Below are 21745 nucleotides of genomic sequence, written 5' to 3'. Positions count from 1 at the left end.
CGCCGCCCGTACCCGCGACCCGTAGGCTCGGAAACCGAGGCGTCCACTGTGGACGCAGTTGAGAGGTGCCGCCGTGGTCACGGTGTTCTTGGTGGACGATCACGAGATTGTGCGACGCGGTCTGATCGACCTGATCGACTCCGATCCCGACCTCGAGGTCATCGGTGAAGCGGGCAGTTGCGCCCAGGCCCTCGCCCGTATCCCCGCGCTGCGACCGGACGTGGCCGTACTCGACGTTCGATTGCCCGACGGCAACGGAATCGAACTGTGCCGCGAACTTCTCGATCGCCTACCCGATCTCAAGACCATGATGCTCACCTCGTTCACCGAGGATCAGGCCATGCTCGACGCGATACTCGCGGGAGCGAGCGGCTATGTCGTCAAGGACATCACCGGCATGGAACTCACCCGAGCGATCAAGGACGTCGGTTCCGGTCGGTCGCTGCTCGACAATCGTGCAGCAGCAGCACTCATGGACAAACTACGGTCCGGAACAGCGACCCCCGGACCGATCGACCACCTCACCAGCCAGGAACGCACGTTGCTGGATCTACTGGGAGAAGGCCTCACCAACAGGCAGATTGCCGCTCGGATGTTCCTGGCGGAAAAGACGGTGAAGAACTACGTGTCCCGGCTGCTCGCCAAGCTCGGGATGGAGCGGCGCACTCAAGCTGCGGTGTACGCGTCCAAACTTGCGGACACCGCTCAGTCCACCGACAAGCACTCGGGGCCGCGGAATGGATGACAGGCACGGTGACACCGGATCGTCTTTGCCGCAGCTCCGGCTCGGTGAATTGTTGGCCGAGGTGCAAGACAGAATCGGCCGAATCGCCGATGCCAGAGTCCAAGCCGACGGCCTGCTCGACGCCATGCTCGTCATCACCTCCGGCCTCGACCTCGAAGTGACGTTGCGATCGATCGTGGAATCGGCCGCCAAGCTCGTCGACGCTCGGTACGGTGCCCTCGGCGTGCGCGGCGAGGGGCACGGGTTGAGTGCGTTCATCGACTACGGCATGGACGAGGACACCCGAGTGGCCATCGGCCCGCTCCCCACCGGCCGCGGGGTGCTCGGTTTGTTGATCGACCAACCGAAAGTGCTGCGGCTGGAAGATCTGACCTCGCATCCGGAATCGGTGGGGTTCCCGCCCAATCATCCTCCGATGAAAACCTTTCTCGGCGTGCCGATTCGGGTTCGCGACGAGATTTACGGCAATCTCTATCTCACCGAGAAGAAGGGTGGCAAACAGTTCACCGAGGACGACGAGGTCGTCACCAAGGCGTTGGCGTCCGCCGCCGGCATCGCCATCGACAACTCGAGACTGTACGAGGACTCGCGGCTACGTCAGGCATGGATGGAGGCAACGCGGGACATCGGCACCGAGCTTCTATCCGGGACGGACATCGACGAAGTGCTGCAGATGGTGGCACGGAAGTCCTTGCACCTGACCGGGTCCGATGCAGCGTTCATCGCGGTTCCCGAGGACGTAGACCAAGCGTTCGGCGACGTCACGCAACTTGTCGTCACGGTCTGCGAGGGGCTCGCGTCCGATCGCATGATCGGAGCAGTCGTTCCGATCGAGGGCTCGAGCTCGGGTGTGGCCTTTCGGCGTCGAACACCGCTGCGGAAGGATCGACTCGACTACGGGGTCAAGGAACTGGGCTCTGCATTCGGACCCGCGATGATTTCACCTTTCCGCGTGGCAGAGGGCGTCAGTGGAGTCCTGGTGGTTCTCCGCGCCGCGGGGCGGGGACCGTTCGACGAGATCCAACTCGAACTGGTCTCGAACTTCGCCAACCAGGCCGCGCTGGTGATGCAGATCGCAGACGCCAGTCGGCGGATGCATCAACTCGAGGTGCTCTCCGACCGGGACCGTATCGCACGCGACCTGCACGATCACGTGATTCAGCGAATCTTTGCTGCCGGCTTGTCTTTACAGAGCACGTTGCAGCGCACCGAGTCTCCGGACCTACGGCAGCGTCTGTCCAGAACAATCGACGACCTGCAGGACACGGTGCAGGACATCAGGACGACCATTTTCGACCTGCAGAGCACATCGCACTCCGCGACACGGTTGCGTCAACGCATCAACGCGGCGGTACTCGAACTCACCGAGAACGTCGATATCCGCGCCGTCGTACGAATATCCGGACCCCTGTCGGTTATCGACACCAAGCTCGCCGACCACGCCGTTGCCGTTGTGCGTGAGACGGTCAGCAATGTGGTTCATCACGCGCAGGGCGACACGGTGACCGTTACCCTTTCGGTCGGAAACGAGCTCGCAATAGTGGTGTCGGACAATGGGATCGGAATGCCCGAGGACACCACCGACAGTGGACTGTCCAACCTCGGGGCTCGTGCCGTCGAGTGCGGTGGGTCGATGAACATCGGACCGGGCCCCTGCGGCAGCGGCACTGAGGTGACCTGGTCGGTACCGCTGCCCTGACGGGTGACGACCTTGGTCACTTGTTCCGATGACCTCGGACTGCTGTGTCAGGTATGCCTGCGCTCGTAGCGTTCTCGTCGTAGACGCGCACAATCGAGAGGCATCTTATGAACACTTCACCTTCCACCGGACCCGTCGTGGTCGGAATCGACGGATCGACGGCTGCACTCGACGCAGTCCGTTTCGCGGTCCGCGAGGCGCGCGGCCGTGGAACGTCGCTGCGAATGGTGCACGTGATCCAGGCCCATCTTCAGCCCGAAACAGTCTACGGCGCTCCCGATGTGGACGGCGATTACGCCCGCACCGTGTTGGACCAGGCGGCGATCGTGGCCGGGTCGAGCGATCCGACCGTTGTCGTCGAGACCGTTGTTCTGCAGGGACGCCCGGAGACAGTCATGCTGTCCGAAGCGGCATCGGCATGCCTGACCGTCTTGGGTATCACTACCGAGAACTCTCTTGCTGCATGGGTTCTCGGATCCATGGTGCACACGGTCGTCGAATGCTCGAACCATCCCGTGGCCATCGTCCGAACCTTCGACGCCGAGCGTTCCGGAGCAGTCGTCGCCGCATTGGGCGACGCGAAGGTCTCGGCGACAGATGTCGTCGTGGCGCAGGCATTCGAGGAAGCGGCGATGCGCGGTGCCAGTGTGCTCGCGGTACACACCCAGGCGATTTCATCCATTCTGGCCAGCGCCATCAGCGGTCCGGTCGACCGCCTGCACCCCGAATCGGCGATGGACGTCCGACTGGAACCTTTCGGTGCGGACTACCCCTCGGTGCGGGTGGCGTCGGTCTACGCCGAGGCCGACTCGGGATCGGAGTTGATCGCGGTGTCCGACACCGCACAGCTGATGGTGTTGGGCCACGAGCGTGATCGCGTTCCGGGAAGCACGTTGACCACCGTCCTTCGGCATGCAGAATGCCCCGTTCTCGTTGTCCCGCACGCATGAGGACCGTCGGCCCCAAAGCGATCGTCGTCGGTGTCGACGGCTCCGGCTCATCGCTCGATGCAGTCGGTTGGGCGGCACGTGCGGCAGAGCTGCGTGGGCTACCGGTGAAGCTGGTGTCCGCCTACCAAGTCAAGGCTCTGTACACCAGCTTCGTGGCGTTGCCGTCTCACATCGGCTCCGAGGAGCACACAGCCGCAGAATCGATCCTCGCCTGGGCGTCGCTGGTTGCTCGACGTTCGGTGAAGAACCCGGACACGCTCGTCATCACGAGCGAATCGATTGTGGGACCGACGATTCAGACCATGTTGGAGCAGTCCTCCAGTGCCTCGATGATTGTGTTGGGATCGCGCGGTAACGGTGAATACTTTGCCGAACTGCTCGGCTCGGTGAGCACCGCAGTGGCCGTCCAAGCGCACTGCCCTGTGGTCATCGTGCCGGGAAGCGTGGAGTTGCATTCGTCAGCAGGCCCTGTTGTCCTCGGAATCGACGGGTCGCCGCACAACCAGAACGCGGTTCGGTTGGCATTCGACGAAGCCTCGCTCCGGGGAGCAGATTTGGTCGCAGTCCACGTGTCGACGGACGAACTGATCTCGTCGCCCGACGCGTCCGCCGGTGACAGATCCGAGGCGATCGTGTCGAACGGTCGAACCGTATTGGCAGAGAGCCTGTCCGGCTGGAGCGAGCAGTTCCCGGATGTGGCGGTGCAACGAACAGTGTTGCGCGGCAACGTGGCCGAGGGGATCCTCGAGGTGGCGTCACGAGCGCAGGCCGTCGTCGTGGGTTCGAGTGGACGCGGTGGGTTCAGCGGTCTCCTTCTCGGGTCCACCGTTCGGTCGCTGGCCCACCGCGTCGACTGTCCGTTGATCATCGCCCGCGGGTAGCTACCGATCCATCACGACCACCGCCACTGCCGAATTTCGGGGAGATCCTCGAAATGTTCCCGGATGTAAGCGTCGTGCCGGGTCAGTTGGTTCTCGCAGAACTGCCGGAGTTGCTGCGCGCCCTCGGGTGCATTCGACGCTCGGTCGAGAGCTTCGAGGGCCAGGTGGTACCGACTGATCTTGTTGAGCACCACCATGTCGAATGGCGTTGTGGTGGTGCCCTGTTCGATGAAGCCGCGAACATGGAATCGCTGGGCGTCCGGGCGGCCGTGCAGCAACTGATGCACGGCGCGTGGGTAGCCGTGAAACGCGAAGACGACATCGACTGCGTCGGTGAACAGATCGACGAACTGTGTGTCGGAGAATCCGTGCGGATGATCGACGACGGGCAACAGCGCCATCAGATCGATGACGTTGACCACTCGAACCCGTAGCCCGGGCGTCCACGTACGCAGCAGGTCGGCCGCCGCGAGGGTCTCCTCGGTCGGAACGTCGCCGGCGCACGCCAACACTATCTGCGGATCTTCCGCGGCCTCTTCGGTACCGGCCCAATCCCAGCGGGACGCACCGGCTGCTGCATACGCGCGAGCCTCGGTGAGCGTCAGATACTGGGGGTGACTCTGCTTGTCGACCACCAACACGTTGACGTGACCTCGGCTGCGGAAGCAGTGGTCGGCGACGGCCAACAACGTATTGGAGTCCGGCGGAAGCCACACACGCACGACCTCGGGGGCCAACGGGATCACCGCATCGATCAATCCGGGACCCTGGTGGCTGAAACCGTTGTGATCGTTGCGCCAGCATGTGCTGGTGAGCAACACGTTCAGCGACGCGACAGGCGCACGCCAGGGGAGCGCGCTCGCATGCTGCAGCCACTTGGTGTGCTGGATCAACATTGACACACTCACCATCGCGAAAGCCTCGTAGCTCGCGAACAATCCGTGTCGACCCGACAGCAAGTACGCCTCGAGCCAGCCCTCACACAGATGCTCGCTGAGGACCTCCATGACGCGGCCGTCGGGGGCAAGGTCGTCGTCGAACTCGGTGGTCGGCAGCTGCCAGCATCGGTCGGTCGCCTCGAACACGGCCTGAAGTCGGTTGCTGGCTGTCTCGTCGGGGCAGAACAGTCGAAAGTTGCCGCCGCCGTGAGGCTGCGCGTTGTCGAGATAGATGTCGCGCATCATCCCTCCGAGTACGGTGGTCGTCTCGTGCGAGGTGCGCCCCGGGGATTCGACGGTGAGTGCGTACTGCTCCAGATCACGAATGATCAAGGGTTGCAGCAGGAGACCGCCGTTGGCATGCGGGGTGGCCCCGAGCCGTGCCTCTCCGGTGGGAGTGAGCTCGCGGATGGAGTGCATCGGGGCGCCATCCTCGTCGAACAGCGATCGCGGATCGTACGAGAGCAGCCACTCTTCGAGCTGCGCCAGATGCGCCGGGTTCTCACGTACGCCCGACAGCGGTACCTGGTGCGCCCAGTGGGTTCCCTCGATCAGCTTGCCGTCGACCTCGTGTGGCCCGGTCCAACCCTTCGGGGTACGCAGCACGATCGCGGGCCACTCGATGCCGTGGTGTGGTTCACCGGCGCGGGCAGCATGCTGAATTCTCCGTATTTCGTCGTGAGCGTAGGTGAGCGCGAACTCCAACGCCGGGAACACCTCTCGTGGGTCGTCGCCCTCGACGAAGATCGGTGCCCATCCCTGACCACCGAGATAGTCGGCGATCGCCTGGTCGGTGCTGCGCCCGAGCACCGTCGGGCCGGAGATCTTCGCGTCGTTGAGATGCAGAATGGGCAACACCGCGCCGTCACGGATCGGATTGAGGAACGCCGGAATCTTCCAGGAACCCGACAGGGGACCGGTTTCGGCCTCACCGTCGCCGACGACACAGGCGACCACCAGATCGGGGTTGTCGAATGCGGCACCCGCGGCGTGGATCAGGGCATAGCCCAGTTCGCCGCCCTCGTGGATGCTGCCGGGGGTTTGCACGCTCACGTGGCTCGGAATGCCTCCAGGAGTGGAGAATTGGCGGCACAGGCGACGTACGCCGTCGTTGTCGAGTGAGATGTTCGGATAGATCTCGCTGTACGTGCCTTCGAGATAGGTGTTCGCGACCAGTGCCGGCCCGCCGTGGCCGGGGCCAGTCACATAGAGCCAGTCCGAACCGGTTCGGCAGATCAGGCGATTGACCAGGGTGTAGATCATCGACAGGCCCGGACTGGTGCCCCAATGCCCGAGTAGTCGGGGTTTTATGTGTTCCACCGTCAGTGGTTGCCGCAGCAACACGTTGTCCTGCAGATAGATCTGGGCGACCGTCAGGTAGTTCGCAGCAGCCCAGTAGTGCAGATCTGCGTCGAGTTCGTCGGAGCTGTAAGTGGTCTCGGTAGTGGACGCGGTCATCGGTTCGTGGGTACGACGACGACGGGAACATCGACCGAATGCAGCACCGCGCGTGAGGTCGATCCGAGCAGCATAGAGGCGAAGCCGCCCCGGCCACGGCTACCGACCACGATCAGCTGCGCGTTCTCGGCGGCGCGGACCAGTTCGCGAACGGGTCTGTCCTGAACCACCACCCGGCGGATGGTGACGTCGGGGTAGTCCTCCGACCAACCGGCCAGGCTCTCGGCCAGCGATGTCTTCTCGGCGAGTTCCGAATCTGCCCACGGCCCATCCTCGTCGCGCGTCAGAACACTGCCGAGCTCGAGATCACTCCAGGCATGCACGGCAACGAGATCGACGCCTCGCATCGACGCTTCCTGCAGAGCGAACCCGATCGCGGGCTGACTGTTGGACGTACAGTCCACTCCCACGACGACCGGACCGTCGCTGACGATGTTCGACTTGATCACTGCAACAGGGCATGTGGCGTGCGATACGACGGCGGTACTGACCGACCCGATCAGCCCGCCGGTGAACTCGCCGAGGCCCCGTGAACCGACGACGATCAAGGCTGGTGCGATATCGAAGTGCGTCAGATTGCGTGCAGCCGAGCCATGTTCGAGACGAGTGTCGAGAATCAGAGAATTGCCTGCCGCGGTTTTGTGCGCAACGTCGACCGCAGCGGTCAGCACCCGCTTGGCCTCGACGTCCGGATCTGCGAACGCGCCGATCCGCAGGCTGATGGCATCGCCGTAGGTTCCCGGCGCGAACAGTGACGACGTGACCAACTCGAGCGGGGCGTGGCGTCGTACGGCCTCGCGCGCTGCCCAGCGGACCGCGTCCAGTGATGTGGCAGATCCGTCGACTCCGACGACGACTCGGCTCGATGCATTCATGATGTGTTCCCGTCCATTGACTGTCGTGTGCCGATACGCCCCGAGCATGGCTGGATCGGACGCATCGTCGACAGAGGCGGAAGTCCTTCGGTGCGGGGCCGAAGTCCCTGCCCACTACCCCTAGGGGGTATGTCTTGCTATCGTCGGTGACATGGAGTCAGTGATCCGACGCAGTCGCCCGGGCTTTGCCTCGGCGACCGGATTGCTGATCGTGCTGACGGTCCTCGGGGTGTTGCTGATGCATTCGGTGACACCGGTGATGTCACCCGGTAACCACCACACGGCCATGGCGTCGGTATCCCACCACGATGAACCCATCGAGGTGGCTGCAGCGAGGCCCGACTGCCCGTCCGCGCACCAGATGATGCATCCGTGCGCCGGAACGACGGTGTCGTGGCCGACTCTGTCGGTTCCTTCGACGAGTGTCGAGGTGGTCGACTCGTTCTTGTCGGAGGCGGGTATCGGCGGGCGGACCGACGCCATCTCGGAGCGTGCACCGCCGTGGACTCTGTGGGAGTTGGACAGATCGGTGACCTTGCGAGTGTGACAGGGAGCCCGGTGGAAGCACACCCACCGGCGGATCGGCATACCCAGATCCCTGTATTCCGCACTTTTGCAAGGAGATTCACATGCATACAAAACTGGTCGCTTCGCTGGCTGCTGCCACCGTGAGCGCATTCCTCGTCGCCGGCTGCAGTGACGACACTTCCGACATGCCGATGGACGGTCACTCGATGGGCTCGTCCAACTCGGCGTCGGCGTCATCCCAGGCCGACGCGTCCGTGGAGTTCAACGACGCGGACGTGATGTTCGCTCGGATGATGTACCCGCATCATGCGCAGGCGGTCGAGATGGCGGCAATGGTCCAGGGGCGCACCGACAATTCGGACGTCGTGGCGTTGGCGTCGGCGATAGAAGCCGCGCAGCAACCGGAAATGGACCGGATGACGGCGTGGCTCGCCGAATGGGGTCAGCCCGCACCCTCGGCCGACATGGGTGAGATGAGCGGAATGGACCACAGCTCGGGCATGGGCATGATGTCCCAGCAGGACATGGATGCATTGACTGCTCTGTCGGGTGCGGCATTCGACCGCCAGTGGCTGACGATGATGATCGAGCACCACACCGGCGCGATCGAGATGGCGAACGTCGAGATCGTCGACGGCTCCAACCCCGAGGCGCAGGAGATGGCACGCACGATCGTGGCCACACAGCAGCAGGAGATCGACACCATGCAGCAGTTGCTCGGCTGATCTGCATCGACACCGAAGGCCGCACCCTCTCATCGGGGGTGCGGCACTGGCGTCGCGATGGGCCTGCTCGAGTACGCTGGCAACCCGGAGAATCCATCTCTGCAGTCGGTCCGAGGGAGAACGTTCAGATGGCACGTCCACGGGTTTTGATCCTCGGCGGCGGATTCGGCGGGCTTCATGCCGCGCGACGCCTCCGCAACGAGGACGTCGATGTGACCGTGCTCGAGCGCGGTACCTCGCACGTCTTTCAGCCGTTGCTCTACTAGTGCGCCACCGGTCTTGTGTCCGAGGGTTCGATCGCCAGCCCGCTACGACACCTGCTGCGCAAACAGAAGAACGTCTACGTGGCACTGGGGGAAGCGACGTCCGTGACCACAGTCGGTGACGGCGGAGTGGTGACGGCCAGCCGATTCGACGGGTCTACCTTCGAGCTGTCCTACGACTACCTCGTCGTCGCCGTCGGAATGCAGCAGGCCTATCACGGTCACGACGAATACGTGCAGTGGGCACCGGGCATGAAGACCCTCGACGACGCCCTCGCGATCAGACGAAAGCTGATCTCCGCCTTCGAGATGGCCGAGTCTCTCCCCACCGCCGAGGAGCGTCGGCCCTGGCTGACCTTCGCCGTCGCCGGGGGAGGCCCGACGGGCGTCGAGTTGGCCGGTCAGATAAGGGAACTCGCGTCTCGGGCGCTGGCGAAGGAGTTCGACTCGATTCACCCGTCGGAAGCTCGGGTACTCCTCTTTCACGGCGGCGACCGCGTACTCGAATCGTTCCCCGACTCCTTGACGACAAAGGCGCAGCGGACCCTCGACACCGTCGGGGTGGAAACCCATCTCGGGGTCCACGTCACGGACGTCACGGCCACCGACGTCGAAGTGACGGCCAAGGCCGAACCGAAAACGGTCACTCGCTACGACACTCACACAGTGCTGTGGACCGCAGGCGTAGAGGCTGTTCCGTTCGTGAAGCAGCTCGCCGACGCGATGGGCGTGGAGCAGGACCGATCGGGACGCATCGCCGTGGAGCTCGACCTGTCGATCCCGGGACACCGCAACGTCTTCGTCGTCGGAGACATCATGTCGCTGAACAAACTCGCCGGAGTGGCAGAAGTGGCCATGCAGGGCGGTAAGGCTGCGGGTGCGGCGATCGCGGCCGACGTATCCGGTTCTGCACGTTCGGATTTCAAGTATCGAGACCTCGGCACCGCGGCCTACATCGCGCGTGGACACGCACTGGTGCAGGCCGGGCCGCTGAAGATGTCGGGATTCCTGGGCTGGGTATCGTGGGGCGTCATCCACATCGCATTCCTCGCCGGCAACCGCAATCGCATCGGAACGTTGATCAACTGGGCGGCAACCCTGGCCACCGGAACCCGACGCGAACGCGCCATCACCTACGGCGACCCGGCCACGGCGCGTAGGCCGTACAACTGACCGGACCCCATGGTTCAGGATCGGCGCCGTTCGGCGGGATCCCGCGACCGGGCGCCGATCCTGAACAACCAGGTCCGGGTCAGCCGAGGAGGTCGCGAGCGCGAGCATCACGATCGCGTCTCGGATTCGTCCGGTCCATAACGCTCGGGACGTTTGCTCGAGGTAACGTCACCTCATCCTCGGCCGATGTAGAAACTCGACCGGTGTAACTCGACGAAAAGGTGAAACAGCGTGCCACGATCTCGACGACACGGCTTCCGGCGAATCGGTTCGGCTACGGCCGTCGCCCTCGCAGTGGCGATTCTTCCGACCGCGCTGATGACGCCCGTCGCGTCCGCAGACGAGTTGCCTGCGTCGACGACACAGTCGAGCAACGGATCTCGCATCGAGTCGGTGAACACCCTCGACGGCAAGCAGGTTCAGCTCCAGGTCTTCTCCGCGTCGATGAACCGCACCATTCCGGTGACGGTGCAGCGCCCCGCCGACGAGAGCGTGTCGCGCCCGGTGCTGTACCTGCTCAACGGTGCGGGCGGCGGCGAGGATTCGGCTTCGTGGCAGTCGCAGACCGACGCCGAGGCCTTCCTCGCCGACAAGAACGCCTGGATCGTGACCCCGCAGAAGGGCAAGTGGTCCTACTACACCGACTGGCTGCAGGACGATCCGAAGCTCGGCAGCAACAAGTGGAGCACCTTCCTCGGTGAAGAACTGCCCCCGCTGATCGACGCCCAGTTCGACACCAACGGTCGCCAGTCGCTCGCAGCCCTGTCGATGACGGGCACCTCGGTCCTCAACATCGCGATCAAGTACCCCGGCAAGTTCACCGGCGTCGCGGCATACAGCGGTTGCGCACAGACGTCGGACCCGATCGGGCAGCAGTTCGTGAAGCTCGTCGTCGAGACGTACGGCGGCGGCAACGTCGAAAACATGTGGGGACCGCTCGACGGGCCCGTGTGGCGCGAGAACGATCCACTGCTCAACGCCGAGAGGCTCCGCGGCACGCAGATCTACATGAGCACCGGCAGCGGCCTGCCCGGCATTCCGAACGACACCTTTGCCAACCCGCGCCTGAACAACGACCCGGCGACGCTCGCCAACCAGGTCATCGTCGGCGGCGGCATCGAGGTGGCCACCAACTTCTGCACATCGAACCTGGCGAAGCGTCTCGATCAGCTCGGAATTCCGGCCACCGTCGACTTCCGTCCGGTCGGTAACCACTCGTGGGGCTACTGGCAGGACGATCTGCACAAGTCCTGGCCGTTCCTGGCGGGATCGCTCGGCCTCTGACTCTCGTAGCACCGAACAACGGCCCCTTGCACATCACGTGTGAGGGGCCGTTGTTCGTCTCCGGGGTGTGTGGATCGACGCGGCTATCGAACGTATGATCGAACGATGGCACGGCGCGCGCAACCCCGACCGGCGTCCGCCGTGCGCCCCTTCAAGTTGCTCCGACCACCACTGAAGGTGTGGATCGACCTGAACATCCTCTATCCACTGCCGCCGCACCACGCGTCGAAGTTCAACCCCGAAGGATTCGATGTTCGACGCGTCGTGCCGGGCGATCTGGTCGAATGGTCCATCACCGTGGACGGCGACTGGCTGGGCCGAGTCACGTACGAGCTGATGTCACGCGATCGCAGTGAATCCGTCACGCATTGGGTGCCCAGCCGGGCACTGAAGCCGCTCTAGAGACGCACGAAGCCCCGCCTCGAACGACGAGGCGGGGCTTTCGCGTGACTACCTTCAGAAGCTGTGCTTGCGTGCCTTCTTGGCGAGCTTGCGGGTGGTGCGCTTCGACGGAACGAACAGGTGTGCGGCGCTGCGACGACGGTTACGACGACGAATCAGCACGAACGCGACGGCTCCCGCTGCGGCTGCGATGGCAGCGATGACCGGGGTTCCGACCTTCGCGGCCTGGGCCACGTCGTCGCTGTCGATATTGCGGACCGTGTTCTTCACGTCGTCGGCGACGGCGGAGGCCTTGTCGGCTGCCTTGTCGGCAACCTGGGAGGCCTTCTGCTTCACGTCGTCGACATCGACGTTCTGCACCTTGTCCTTGACGGTGTTCTTGACATCCTCGGCCACGTCGGCGGCCTTGTCGGCTGCATCGGAGGCTGCGTGCTTGGCCTCGCTGGCGGCGTCGGCTGCGGTGTCGGCAACATTCTCGGCCGCGTCGGACACGGAGTCCGCAGCCTGGTGGGTGTTGGCCTTGGCCTGATCCGTTGCACCTTCGGCGCGGAGGCTGTCGTCACCGGTGGCCTCGCCGACCTTCTCCTTCGCAGTCCCGGCCAGTTCCTCTGCCTTGTGCTGAGCCTTGTCGATGAAGTCGGCCATCGGTGCGTACCTCTTTCGTGTAGGTAATCTCCGGTCAACCCGGAGCTGGGGGCGTCGCGGACGACGCCGATAGGTATGAGTCGAAATCGACGCTCCGAAACATACGTCCGACGGGGCGTGTTTCGGGTCACTATCGGCGGGCGGGCCCGACGGGTACCTACGTCCTCGAACGGAGCCTCCATGTTCGACGGCGAGAGCGCTCCGAACCCGACTCGTACGCCATCGAGACGGAACGTCGGTCGAAGTCCAAGCCGGAACCGCGCGAGGTGAGCAGGATCAGCGCGACGACTCCCGCTACACCGACCACCACGGAAGTCATCGGAGACCGCTTCCGGGTGTGATGGCGGTGCGTCTCGGCATGTGCGTGTAGTTCATGGCTGCTCCTGTCTACGGGGTGTGGTTAACGCTGCCATTGACATAACCATCCGTCAATGGCACATTGTGTGATGTAGGTCGCGGTCTTCTATTCGACTGGTCGAATCGCGAGGATGCTCGGGGAGGCAGCGAGGCATGACAGTGAGTACAAGTGAATGGCCTGAGGTCGACAGCTCGGTCGAAAATTTCGAGGACGTGCTCATCATCGGTGCCGGCATATCGGGCGTCGGCGCGGCATATCGCCTGCAGCAGATGGCACCGGAGTTGAGCTACGCGATTCTCGAAGGACGCGAGCGGGCGGGCGGCACCTGGGATCTGTTCAGATACCCCGGAATTCGTTCGGACAGCGACATCTTCACGTTCTCGTTTCCGCACACGCCGTGGCAGGGAGACACCCTGCTCGCGCACGGCGAGGACATCCGCAACTACATCGTCGACACCGCCTACGCCAACGGAATCGACGAGCACACACATTTCTCGACCTCGGTCACCGCGGCGAATTGGGATTCGTCGACGGACCTGTGGACCGTCGAGACGTTGTCGGACGGCGTTCCGAAGACCTACCGCAGCCGTTTCGTATTCCTGTGCACCGGTTACTTCGACTACTCGGGCGGGTACACCCCCGATCTTCCCGGGCTGGACGAGTTCACCGGACAGGTAGTGCATCCGCAGCAGTGGCCCGAGGACCTCGACCATTCCGGCAAGCGGGTCGTCGTGATCGGGAGTGGCGCAACCGCAATCACATTGGTGCCGACGCTGGCGGCCGACGCCGCGTCGGTGACGATGCTGCAGCGTTCGCCGACCTATATCGCATCACTACCGATGACCGATCCGTTCACCACGCTCACCCAGCGCGTACTGCCGGACTCCCTGGCGCACAGCGCGTTGCGGTGGCGCAACGCACTGTTGATGGTCGGCTCGTATCAACTGTGCCGACGCGCACCGAAGACGGCCCGCAGGGTGTTCCGGGCGATGACGAAGGCACAGCTGCCGCGTGGATACGACGTGGACAAGCACTTCGACCCCACCTACGCCCCATGGGACCAGCGGTTGTGCGTTGTGCCGGACGGCGATCTGTTCAAGGCCATTCGCTCCGGTCGCGCGACCGTGGTGACCGACCACATCGCCGGCGTGACCGCCGACGGCATCCTGCTGGAATCGGGCGACGAGATCCCCGCCGACATCATCGTCACCGCAACGGGCCTGAAGCTGCAGGCATTCGGCGGTATCGCGCTGTCACTGGACGGACAGCCGTTCGAGGCGCACGACAAGTTCGTCTACAAGGGCCACATGCTCGAAGACGTACCCAACGTGGCCTGGTGCATCGGGTATACGAACGCATCGTGGACGCTCAAAGCCGACATGACGGCTCAGGCAGTGGCAAAACTGCTCGTGTACATGCGCTCTCACGGTTTCACCCATGCGATACCGGACCGGGCAGGCAAGCCCGTGGAATCTCGGCCCGTTGTCGACCTCGCATCGGGATACGTCACCCGCTCGCTCGACGAGCTACCGAAGTCGGGTACCGAGCGTCCCTGGTCGGTGCGTCAGAACTATATTCTCGACAGAATCGATGCGCGATTCGACGATCTGACGGAATCGATGAGGTTCGGGCGGACCGTACCTGTGACGGTGGCCGGTCCTGTATCGGTGGACGCCCGCACCGGGTAGACGAGAAGAGATTGGATCGCAATGACTTTCGAGATCGACGGTTCCGCGCTGGCACACACCATCCGCGGTGAGGGACCGACCCTGGTGCTGATCCACGGCATAGTTCACCGGCAACATGCGTGGGACAGTGTCGTCGAGACACTGGCCCGGCACCGGCGCGTGGTGACGGTGGATCTGCCCGGCCACGGCAATTCACCGGAACTGCCCACCGAAGCATTCGATCTCGGTCCCTGGATCGTGGCCGAACTCGAGCGCTTCCTCGAGCTCGTGGCCGTGGACGGCGAGAAGCCGCATGTGGCCGGTAATTCGCTGGGCGGATATTTCGCCCTCGAACTCGCAGCGCGCGGTTCGGTCGCCTCGGCCACCGCGCTCTCTCCGGCCGGCTTCTTTCGCGGCCACTGGGATCAGACGCGGGCGCTGCTCGTATTCCGTTTGCTGCGGGCCTTGTCGCGAGTCATCAGTCCGGTCGCGCCCACCATCATGCGTTCGGTGATCGGACGCACAATCGCCAACGGCGTGTTCTACGCCAAGCCGTGGCGAGTTCCCGCAGCGACGGCCACGATCGACGCACTCAGCATCACCACCAACCGCGCGATCGACGCAGCCGGAAATGCAGTGCCTCGCTTCAGCGTTCCGGTCGACGAGACCGTTCCCGTCACCGTCGCGTGGGGCCGTCGTGACTTGGTTCTGCCGGTGTATCAGGCACCGCTGGTGCGTCGAACCTTTCCGCAGGCGGAAGTGACGACGTACCCGGGGCTCGGGCACGTCCCGATGTCGGACGATCCCGAGCTGGTGGCGTCGATTCTTCTGAGGGGATCACGAGCGGTATCGCAGTCGGCATGAGCGTGGCGGTCAAGGTCGACGGGCGAAGCGACCGATGGCGAGATCACAGAATCACCCGGCGACGTGAACTGCTCGATCGCACGCTGGCAGCGATTCGTGAGCACGGACACGACGTGGGTATGGATGACATCGCCTCAGCGAACGGTGTCTCGAAAACCGTTCTGTACAAACATTTCGCGGACAAAAAGGGTCTCGCCGACGCTGCGATGGCTCGATACGTCGAGACCGCACTGGTGCCGCGGATCCAGGACGCGATCTCCGAGGACCTGGACGAGTACCAGCTCACCCGCGCCGTGATCCAGGCTTATGTCACGACGGTCGCCACCGATCCCGATATCTATATCTACGTGCACGCCAACAACGCGGTCAGCGGGAATCAAGACATCATCACCGCGGCCGAAGGGCTGATCGCAGACCTGCTGGCTACCGTCATCGCCGACAGATTTCGAGAGCGCGAGTTCTCGACGGCGGGCTCGATGCCCATCGCGTTCGCCATGATCGGAGCGGTCCGATTGGCGTCGCATTGGTGGATCTTCGACCGAACCATGCCGGCCGACGAACTCGTCGACTACCTCACCATGATGGTCTGGGGTGGAATCGCAGGGATTGCGCGCGCTGCGGGATCCGTCGCGACTTTCAACTCGGAGCCACACTCGTTGACGCTCGAGGGCTGAGCGACCTCCTGCGGCATCAGCGGTCGAACACCGCACGAACGGCCGTGGAATCGGGCACGGACTGGCAGGCCAATCGGACGCCGTGCTGCAGCTCGTGCTCGTCGAGCGTCTCGTTGGCGAGCATGGTCACAGTGCCCTCGGTGAGCGTGTAAGCGCAACCGCCGCAGGTTCCTTCGCGGCACACGTAGGGCGGATCGAGGCCCAACTCGAGGAGCCGGTCGAGCAGCTTCGTGTCCGCATTCCAGGCGAACTCGGTCTCCATTCCATCGATCTCGACCTGAGCGTCGACGGAGTGTGCGCCCGGTTCGTCGGAGATCGACGCGCCGACGTCGTGGAACGGATTGGCGTCGAAGGAGGAAAACACCTCGCGATGGGTTCTGTGCGCCGTCGTGCCGGTGCGGGTGAGCCACTCGTCGGCGACGTTCATGTACTGCGCAGGGCCGCAGAGGAATGCCTCGCATTCGGCCGGAACCGTGGTGGTCATCGAGGCCAGTCCGGCAGCGTTGGGTAGCCCCGATTCCGAGGTGTACCAGTGGTGCACGTCGAGACGATCGGGAAAACGAGACTGTAGTTCGGTCAGTCGCTCCCCGAAGATCACCGAGTCCCGGTTCTGGTTGGCATAGACGAGGGTGATCCGATTGTCGTGCCGGAACAGGGCGGTTTCGATGATCGACATGATCGGTGTGATCCCGCTGCCGGCGGCCATGAGGACAAAATCCACGTCCCAGCTCTCGGGTCCGAACATGCCCGACGGCTTCAAGGCCTTCAGTCGCATCCCGCGAACGGCGTTGTTGTGCAACCAGTGTGATGCACGACCGTCCTGGATTCGCTTCACGGTCACGGTGGGAAGCGAGTCACGGGCCGGGGAACTGGAGAAGGAGTAGCAGCGGGCTACCGAACCGCCGTCGGTGCACGGAATCTCGAGGGTCAGGAATTGCCCCGGTTCGTACCGAAAAAGTGCTTCTCCGTGTTCGGGGATCGCAAAGCCGAGGGAGATCGCATCCTCGGTTTCACGGGTCACGTCGGTGATCTCCAACTCGAAGATTCTGTCCTCGGGACCGCTGGCAGACGTATCCGGCTCTGCCGATGATTCGCTCCTGAACATCGTCACGTGTGCTCGCTCCCTTGCGCTTTCGGTACTGGACGTTACTGTTGCACACTTCGCCACTAATTAATAGGCCATTGACAAATGGCGAATAGAGGGTGAAGGTGATGTCGTGACTCCGACCACCGACGACCACTGCTTGCCTCGCGGCGCATTCAGCGCCGGTTCGCGGCGAACTCGTCTGGCTTCCTTGATGACTCGGCTGACTCTGCGCCCGATGACGAACCTGCTGCCGACGTCCCGCGGCGGCATCGAGTTCTCCCGACGCCTCGTCGCTACCTCGATGAACCTCTTCGGTCCCGTCCTCGAAGGCACGAGAGTGGACCTCGTGGCAGAGGGCCCGGTTCGTGGCGAGTGGGTGCGTGCACCCGGCCTGACTCCTGGGTCACGGGTAATTCTCTACATCCACGGCAGCGCGTACGTCATCTGCTCGGCGCGAACGCATCGTGGTCTGACTTCCCGACTGTCCTCCGCGACCGGCCTGCCGGTGTTCACGGTGGACTACCGACTGGCTCCTGAACACCCCTTTCCAGCTGCGGCCGACGACCTCGAGGCCGCGTACCGCTGGCTGCTGAGTCAGGGGTACGACGCAGCGAACATCGTCATCGCCGGGGACTCCGCCGGCGGACACCTGGCCGCCGACCTGATCATCGAGAACGACCGGACCGGCACGCCGCAACCGGGAGCGATGGTGCTGTTCTCGCCGTTGATCGATCTCGACTTCGAGCTCTCGGCGCGGATGGAGCGCACGCGCAAGGACCCGATGATTTCAGCGAAGGCAGCGAGGGGACTCGTGGCGCTGTACACCGACGGCCACGATGCGAATCTCCCGCGTCTGCGGCTCGATCTCGCACTCGTGCGCAACTTTCCACCCAGCCTGATTCAGGTGGGTGGAGCCGAGATGTTGCGAGGCGACGCTCGGCACCTGCACTCCATGATCGAGGCGGGAGGCGGGCGAAGTGAACTCGAGATCTGGCCCGACCAGATGCACGTGTTCCAAGCTCTCCCGAGGTTGATACCGGAGGCCGCGGACGCGCTCGAGCATGCCGCCGAGTTTATCGAACATGTACTCGAAACCACTGTTGTACAACAAGAGTCGAAGGAACAGTTAAGCCGATGAGAAGCAAGACCGGAAAACCCTCGTACGCGTCGAGAGCGGTAGTGACCGGCGCGGGCAGTGGCATCGGCCGCGCGTTCGCACTCGAGCTGGCTCGTCGCGGAGGCGTCGTGATGTGCGCCGACATCTCGTTGCCGCGTGCGCAGGAGACAGTCGCGATGGTGAACGCTCTCGGCGCTACCGGATACGCCGTCGAGTGCGACGTGTCGATACGCGAGAACGTCGAGGAACTGGCGCTGCGTGCCGGCATCGAGTTCGACGGACCGACCACGGTGCTGATCAACAACGCCGGCGTCGGAATCGGTGGAAAGCCCGTCGGCGACATCGGTTTCGAGGACTGGAACTGGGCACTGGGAATCAACCTGTGGGGCGTGATCCACGGCTGCGAGGTGTTCACCCCTGGACTGCGCGCCGCAGGCGAGGGCGGCATCATCAACGTCGCGTCCGCCGCCGGCTTTGCCGCTGCGCCACTGATGGGTCCGTACAACGTGGGTAAGGCCGCAGTGATGAGCCTGTCGGAAACGATGGCAGCGGAATTCTCGGGTTCCGGTGTGCGGGTGTCGGTCCTGTGCCCCACGTTCGTCAAGACCAACGTTGCCGTCGACGGCCGGATCACCGCGAGTTCGTCACGGCTGGCCGAGTTCGCGATGCGCTGGACCGGACGCTCACCGGACAAGATCGCTGCCCGAACCCTCGACGCCTTCGACAAGGGTCGGCTCTACGTCGTGCCCCAGTTCGACGCCAAAGCCGTCTGGCGATTCAAGAGACTGCTGCCCGCCGTGTACGTGCGCTTTCTCGGATTGCTCAATCGCGTGATGCCCGCCGAGCAGCAGCCGGCGAAGAACGAATCCCTCACCTCGACAACCACAGGAGCCTGACATGGCAATGGATTTCGAAGACATGTTGACCAAGATCAAGGACCGTCAGTGGGCATTGGCGGACATCGATTGGGACGGCCCGGGAGCCGAGACCATCAGCCCCGAACTGCACGCCAAACTCAAGCCCTTCATGTCCGATCTGATGTGGATCGAGAACGTGGGTGCTCGCGGCTTCGCGGCGATGGCGCTCAAGGCTCCGAACGAGACGCTTGCCGAGATCTATCGCTACTTTCACGCCGAGGAGCAGAAGCACGCCAACGCCGAACTCGCTCTCATGCGGCGTTGGGGCATGCTCGACGGCGATCGGATGCCCGAGCCCAACATCAACGTCAAGCTCGTGATCGATTGGCTCGACAAGCATTCCGACGGGCTGTCTCTGACCGTGCTGGGCACCGTCATACCGATGCTCGAGGTGGCGCTGGACGGTGCACTGGTGAAGTTCATCATGGACGAGATCGACGATCCGGTGTGTCAGGCAGTGTTCAAGAAGATCAACTCCGACGAATCTCGACATCTTGCAGTGGATTTCGCCGTCATCGAACTGCTCGGGCATTCCCGGATGCGCAAGCTGGTGGTCGAGACCATCGGTGCGTGGATGAACCCGGCCCTCATCGTCGGATTGCTGCGCTACATCCCACTGCTGAACAAGATGCGCGACAACATCGTCGAGATGGGCGTGGACGAGCAGCGTCTGTACACCGCGATGAAGCGATTCCGCAGTGTCGGGGAGCGTAGCCCGGAGGCGCTGCGCGTGCCGATGTATCGATTCGTGCAGTGGCACAGCAGTATCGTCATCAACCGCAAGCACCCGTACCACGTACTTGCGGACGGCCTGGTGAAGCTCACTCGCCGGTACCCGAGCAAGACCCTCAATTCCGAGCCCACCTGGGCGAAGGAACTGACCTACGAGCCCGTCGCATGAGCGAGTTCGACGTACGCGAAGGTGTACTCGACGCGGTGATCGTCGGTGCGGGATTCGCTGGAGTCGGCACCGCTATCCGGCTGCGCAACAGTGGAATCGAGGATTTTGCCATCCTGGAACGTGGAAGCGCGGTCGGTGGAACCTGGCGAGACAACACCTATCCGGGCGCAGCCTGCGACATACCGTCCAGGTTGTACTCGTACAGTTTCGCGCCCAATCCCAACTGGTCGCACACCTACTCCGGTAGCGGCGAGATTCTCGACTACATCCACACGATGGTCGGTGAGTTCGACATCGAATCGCGTATACGTTTCGGACACAACGTCGTCGACATAATCTGGAACGAAGCGTCCGGGCATTGGCACCTGAGCATCGACGGGCGCCCCGATGTTCGGGCGCGTGCGGTGGTGATGGCCTCGGGCCCACTCGCCAATGCCAGCCTGCCGAACATTCGCGGCATCGACACCTACGAGGGGCGCAAGATCCACAGTGCTCGGTGGGATCACGACTACGACTTCAAGGGTAAGAAGATCGCCGTCGTCGGAACCGGGGCGAGCGCGGTGCAGATCGTTCCCGAACTGGTGAAGATCGCCGATACGGTCAAGGTGTTCCAACGTACCCCGGGTTGGACGCTGCCCAGAATCAATCGAAAGGTGCAGGCAGGCACCAAGCGTCGATACGCCCGGTACCCGCAGACACAGACCCTGGCGCGTTCGCTGTGGTTCTGGGGCCACGAGTCCGTTGCCCTCGGTGTCGTATGGAAGACCCCGTTGACGCGCATCGTCGAACTGGCCGGTCGTGCCCATCTGCGTCAGCAGGTTCGCGATCCGTGGCTACGGCGACAGCTGACACCCCGGTTCCGGGCCGGCTGCAAACGACTGTTGATGACCAGCGACTACTACCCGGCACTGCAGAAGCCGAACTGCACGTTGGTGACCTGGCCGATCGCAACGCTCTCGCCCAAGGGTATTCGAACCGTGGAAGGGGTCGAGCATCAGTTCGACGCCATCGTGTTCGCCACCGGATTCGACGTCTCCAACACCGGGACGCCCATACCGATCACCGGCCGTGACAGCCGCGTGCTGGCCGACGAATGGAGCGCAGGGGCCAAGGCGTACAAGAGCATTGCGGTCTCGGGATATCCGAACATGTACTTCACGTTCGGTCCCAATTCCGGACCTGGACACAGCTCTGCTCTGGTGTACATGGAGGCACAGATCGACTACATCGTCGAGGCGATCTCCCTGGTGCTCGAGAAAGATTTGCACAGTGCCGATGTGCGCCAGGACGTCCAGGATGCCTACAACGAGGAGATGCAGCGCAAACTGGCCAAGACGACCTGGAATTCCGGTTGCAGCAGTTGGTATCTCACCGAGGACGGCTTCAACGCCACCATGTTCCCGGGCTTCGCCACCCAGTACGTCAACCAACTCAGAGGTGTCGAACAGAGAGACTTCACCATGGTTCCGCGCCGCGTCGATCTGCCGCGGGAACCGGCACGGGCCGTCGCCCACTCCTGAATCGCTCGCGAGCACACTTCTCGTTGCGGTGACGTTGGGCTCCGGCTCCCCCTTCTGCCGCGTGGTCGACGTAT

19 protein-coding genes and 1 pseudogene are annotated in these 21745 nt (G+C 63.5%); 16 read left to right on the top strand and 4 right to left on the bottom strand.

Annotated features, from left to right (window positions below; genetic code table 11):
- Positions 1–73 precede the first annotated feature (73 nt).
- From ASG84_RS21220 to ASG84_RS21205, 4 genes are all read left to right on the top strand, one after another.
- Positions 74–745: a response regulator gene (locus ASG84_RS21220; RefSeq protein ID WP_057478960.1), complete on the top strand. Its 672-nt coding sequence runs from the start codon at positions 74–76 to the stop codon at positions 743–745.
- Positions 738–2444 (top strand): sensor histidine kinase, encoded by a 1707-nt coding sequence (locus ASG84_RS21215; protein ID WP_057478959.1) that lies wholly within the window; start codon positions 738–740, stop codon positions 2442–2444. Before ASG84_RS21220 ends, ASG84_RS21215 begins: the two co-directional genes overlap by 8 nt.
- A 107-nt stretch (positions 2445–2551) precedes the next feature.
- Positions 2552–3394 carry a universal stress protein gene (locus tag ASG84_RS21210; protein WP_057478958.1) on the top strand — a complete coding sequence of 281 codons (843 nt, stop codon included), beginning with the start codon at positions 2552–2554 and terminating at the stop codon, positions 3392–3394.
- Entirely contained in the window at positions 3391–4275 is an 885-nt protein-coding gene (locus ASG84_RS21205) for a universal stress protein (protein ID WP_057478957.1), read from the top strand. The genes ASG84_RS21210 and ASG84_RS21205 overlap by 4 nt, the downstream gene beginning before the upstream one ends.
- An 11-nt stretch (positions 4276–4286) precedes the next feature.
- Here ASG84_RS21205 and ASG84_RS21200 read toward each other — a convergent pair whose 3' ends face one another.
- Both ASG84_RS21200 and ASG84_RS21195 read right to left on the bottom strand, forming a co-directional pair.
- On the bottom strand, positions 4287–6671 hold the full coding sequence (locus ASG84_RS21200; protein ID WP_057478956.1) for a phosphoketolase family protein: 2385 nt from the start codon (positions 6669–6671) through the stop codon (positions 4287–4289).
- Positions 6668–7546: a universal stress protein gene (locus ASG84_RS21195; protein ID WP_057479075.1), complete on the bottom strand. Its 879-nt coding sequence runs from the start codon at positions 7544–7546 to the stop codon at positions 6668–6670. The genes ASG84_RS21200 and ASG84_RS21195 overlap by 4 nt, the downstream gene beginning before the upstream one ends.
- A gap of 151 nt (positions 7547–7697) precedes the next feature.
- On the opposite strand from ASG84_RS21195, the gene ASG84_RS21190 reads away from it, so the two are divergent.
- The 5 genes and pseudogenes from ASG84_RS21190 to ASG84_RS21170 all read left to right on the top strand — a co-directional run bounded on the left by ASG84_RS21190 (position 7698) and on the right by ASG84_RS21170 (position 11921).
- The gene (locus ASG84_RS21190; RefSeq protein ID WP_057478955.1) at positions 7698–8093 is read left to right on the top strand and encodes a DUF6153 family protein; all 396 of its coding nucleotides are present in this window, start codon (positions 7698–7700) and stop codon (positions 8091–8093) included.
- A gap of 82 nt (positions 8094–8175) precedes the next feature.
- Positions 8176–8799, top strand: coding sequence for a DUF305 domain-containing protein (locus ASG84_RS21185; protein WP_057478954.1), 624 nt, complete (start codon positions 8176–8178; stop codon positions 8797–8799).
- Positions 8800–8927: 128 nt separating this feature from the next.
- A pseudogene (locus ASG84_RS21180) lies at positions 8928–10235 on the top strand (NAD(P)/FAD-dependent oxidoreductase).
- Between the two features lie 318 nt (positions 10236–10553).
- Positions 10554–11519 (top strand): alpha/beta hydrolase, encoded by a 966-nt coding sequence (locus ASG84_RS21175; RefSeq protein WP_442971012.1) that lies wholly within the window; start codon positions 10554–10556, stop codon positions 11517–11519.
- A gap of 105 nt (positions 11520–11624) precedes the next feature.
- Entirely contained in the window at positions 11625–11921 is a 297-nt protein-coding gene (locus tag ASG84_RS21170; RefSeq protein ID WP_057478952.1) for a hypothetical protein, read from the top strand.
- A 54-nt stretch (positions 11922–11975) separates the two neighbouring features.
- Here ASG84_RS21170 and ASG84_RS27165 read toward each other — a convergent pair whose 3' ends face one another.
- Complete coding sequence (locus tag ASG84_RS27165; RefSeq protein ID WP_082521119.1) at positions 11976–12566, bottom strand: CsbD family protein; 591 nt, start codon at positions 12564–12566, stop codon at positions 11976–11978.
- A gap of 510 nt (positions 12567–13076) precedes the next feature.
- On the opposite strand from ASG84_RS27165, the gene ASG84_RS21160 reads away from it, so the two are divergent.
- The 3 genes from ASG84_RS21160 to ASG84_RS21150 are packed head-to-tail and all read left to right on the top strand — an operon-like array spanning position 13077 to position 16129.
- Positions 13077–14612 (top strand): flavin-containing monooxygenase, encoded by a 1536-nt coding sequence (locus ASG84_RS21160; RefSeq protein WP_057478951.1) that lies wholly within the window; start codon positions 13077–13079, stop codon positions 14610–14612.
- 21 nt (positions 14613–14633) lie between these two features.
- Positions 14634–15455, top strand: a complete 822-nt coding sequence (locus ASG84_RS21155) for an alpha/beta fold hydrolase (protein WP_057478950.1) — start codon at positions 14634–14636, stop codon at positions 15453–15455.
- Complete coding sequence (locus tag ASG84_RS21150) at positions 15452–16129, top strand: TetR/AcrR family transcriptional regulator (protein ID WP_057478949.1); 678 nt, start codon at positions 15452–15454, stop codon at positions 16127–16129. The genes ASG84_RS21155 and ASG84_RS21150 overlap by 4 nt, the downstream gene beginning before the upstream one ends.
- A 16-nt stretch (positions 16130–16145) precedes the next feature.
- Here the strand turns inward: ASG84_RS21150 and ASG84_RS21145 are convergent, their stop codons facing one another.
- On the bottom strand, positions 16146–17234 hold the full coding sequence (locus ASG84_RS21145; protein ID WP_082521142.1) for a ferredoxin--NADP reductase: 1089 nt from the start codon (positions 17232–17234) through the stop codon (positions 16146–16148).
- A gap of 112 nt (positions 17235–17346) precedes the next feature.
- On the opposite strand from ASG84_RS21145, the gene ASG84_RS21140 reads away from it, so the two are divergent.
- The 4 genes from ASG84_RS21140 to ASG84_RS21125 are packed head-to-tail and all read left to right on the top strand — an operon-like array spanning position 17347 to position 21671.
- Positions 17347–18354 carry an alpha/beta hydrolase gene (locus ASG84_RS21140; RefSeq protein WP_235581770.1) on the top strand — a complete coding sequence of 336 codons (1008 nt, stop codon included), beginning with the start codon at positions 17347–17349 and terminating at the stop codon, positions 18352–18354.
- On the top strand, positions 18351–19229 hold the full coding sequence (locus ASG84_RS21135) for an SDR family NAD(P)-dependent oxidoreductase (protein ID WP_057478948.1): 879 nt from the start codon (positions 18351–18353) through the stop codon (positions 19227–19229). The genes ASG84_RS21140 and ASG84_RS21135 overlap by 4 nt, the downstream gene beginning before the upstream one ends.
- Before the next feature lies 1 nt (position 19230).
- Positions 19231–20151, top strand: a complete 921-nt coding sequence (locus ASG84_RS21130) for a hypothetical protein (RefSeq protein ID WP_057478947.1) — start codon at positions 19231–19233, stop codon at positions 20149–20151.
- On the top strand, positions 20148–21671 hold the full coding sequence (locus ASG84_RS21125) for a flavin-containing monooxygenase (RefSeq protein WP_057478946.1): 1524 nt from the start codon (positions 20148–20150) through the stop codon (positions 21669–21671). The genes ASG84_RS21130 and ASG84_RS21125 overlap by 4 nt, the downstream gene beginning before the upstream one ends.
- Positions 21672–21745 lie beyond the last annotated feature (74 nt).

This window comes from Rhodococcus sp. Leaf278, from assembly GCF_001426085.1.
Lineage (GTDB): Bacteria > Actinomycetota > Actinomycetes > Mycobacteriales > Mycobacteriaceae > Rhodococcoides.
This window is presented reverse-complemented; position numbering and strand designations above follow the sequence as displayed.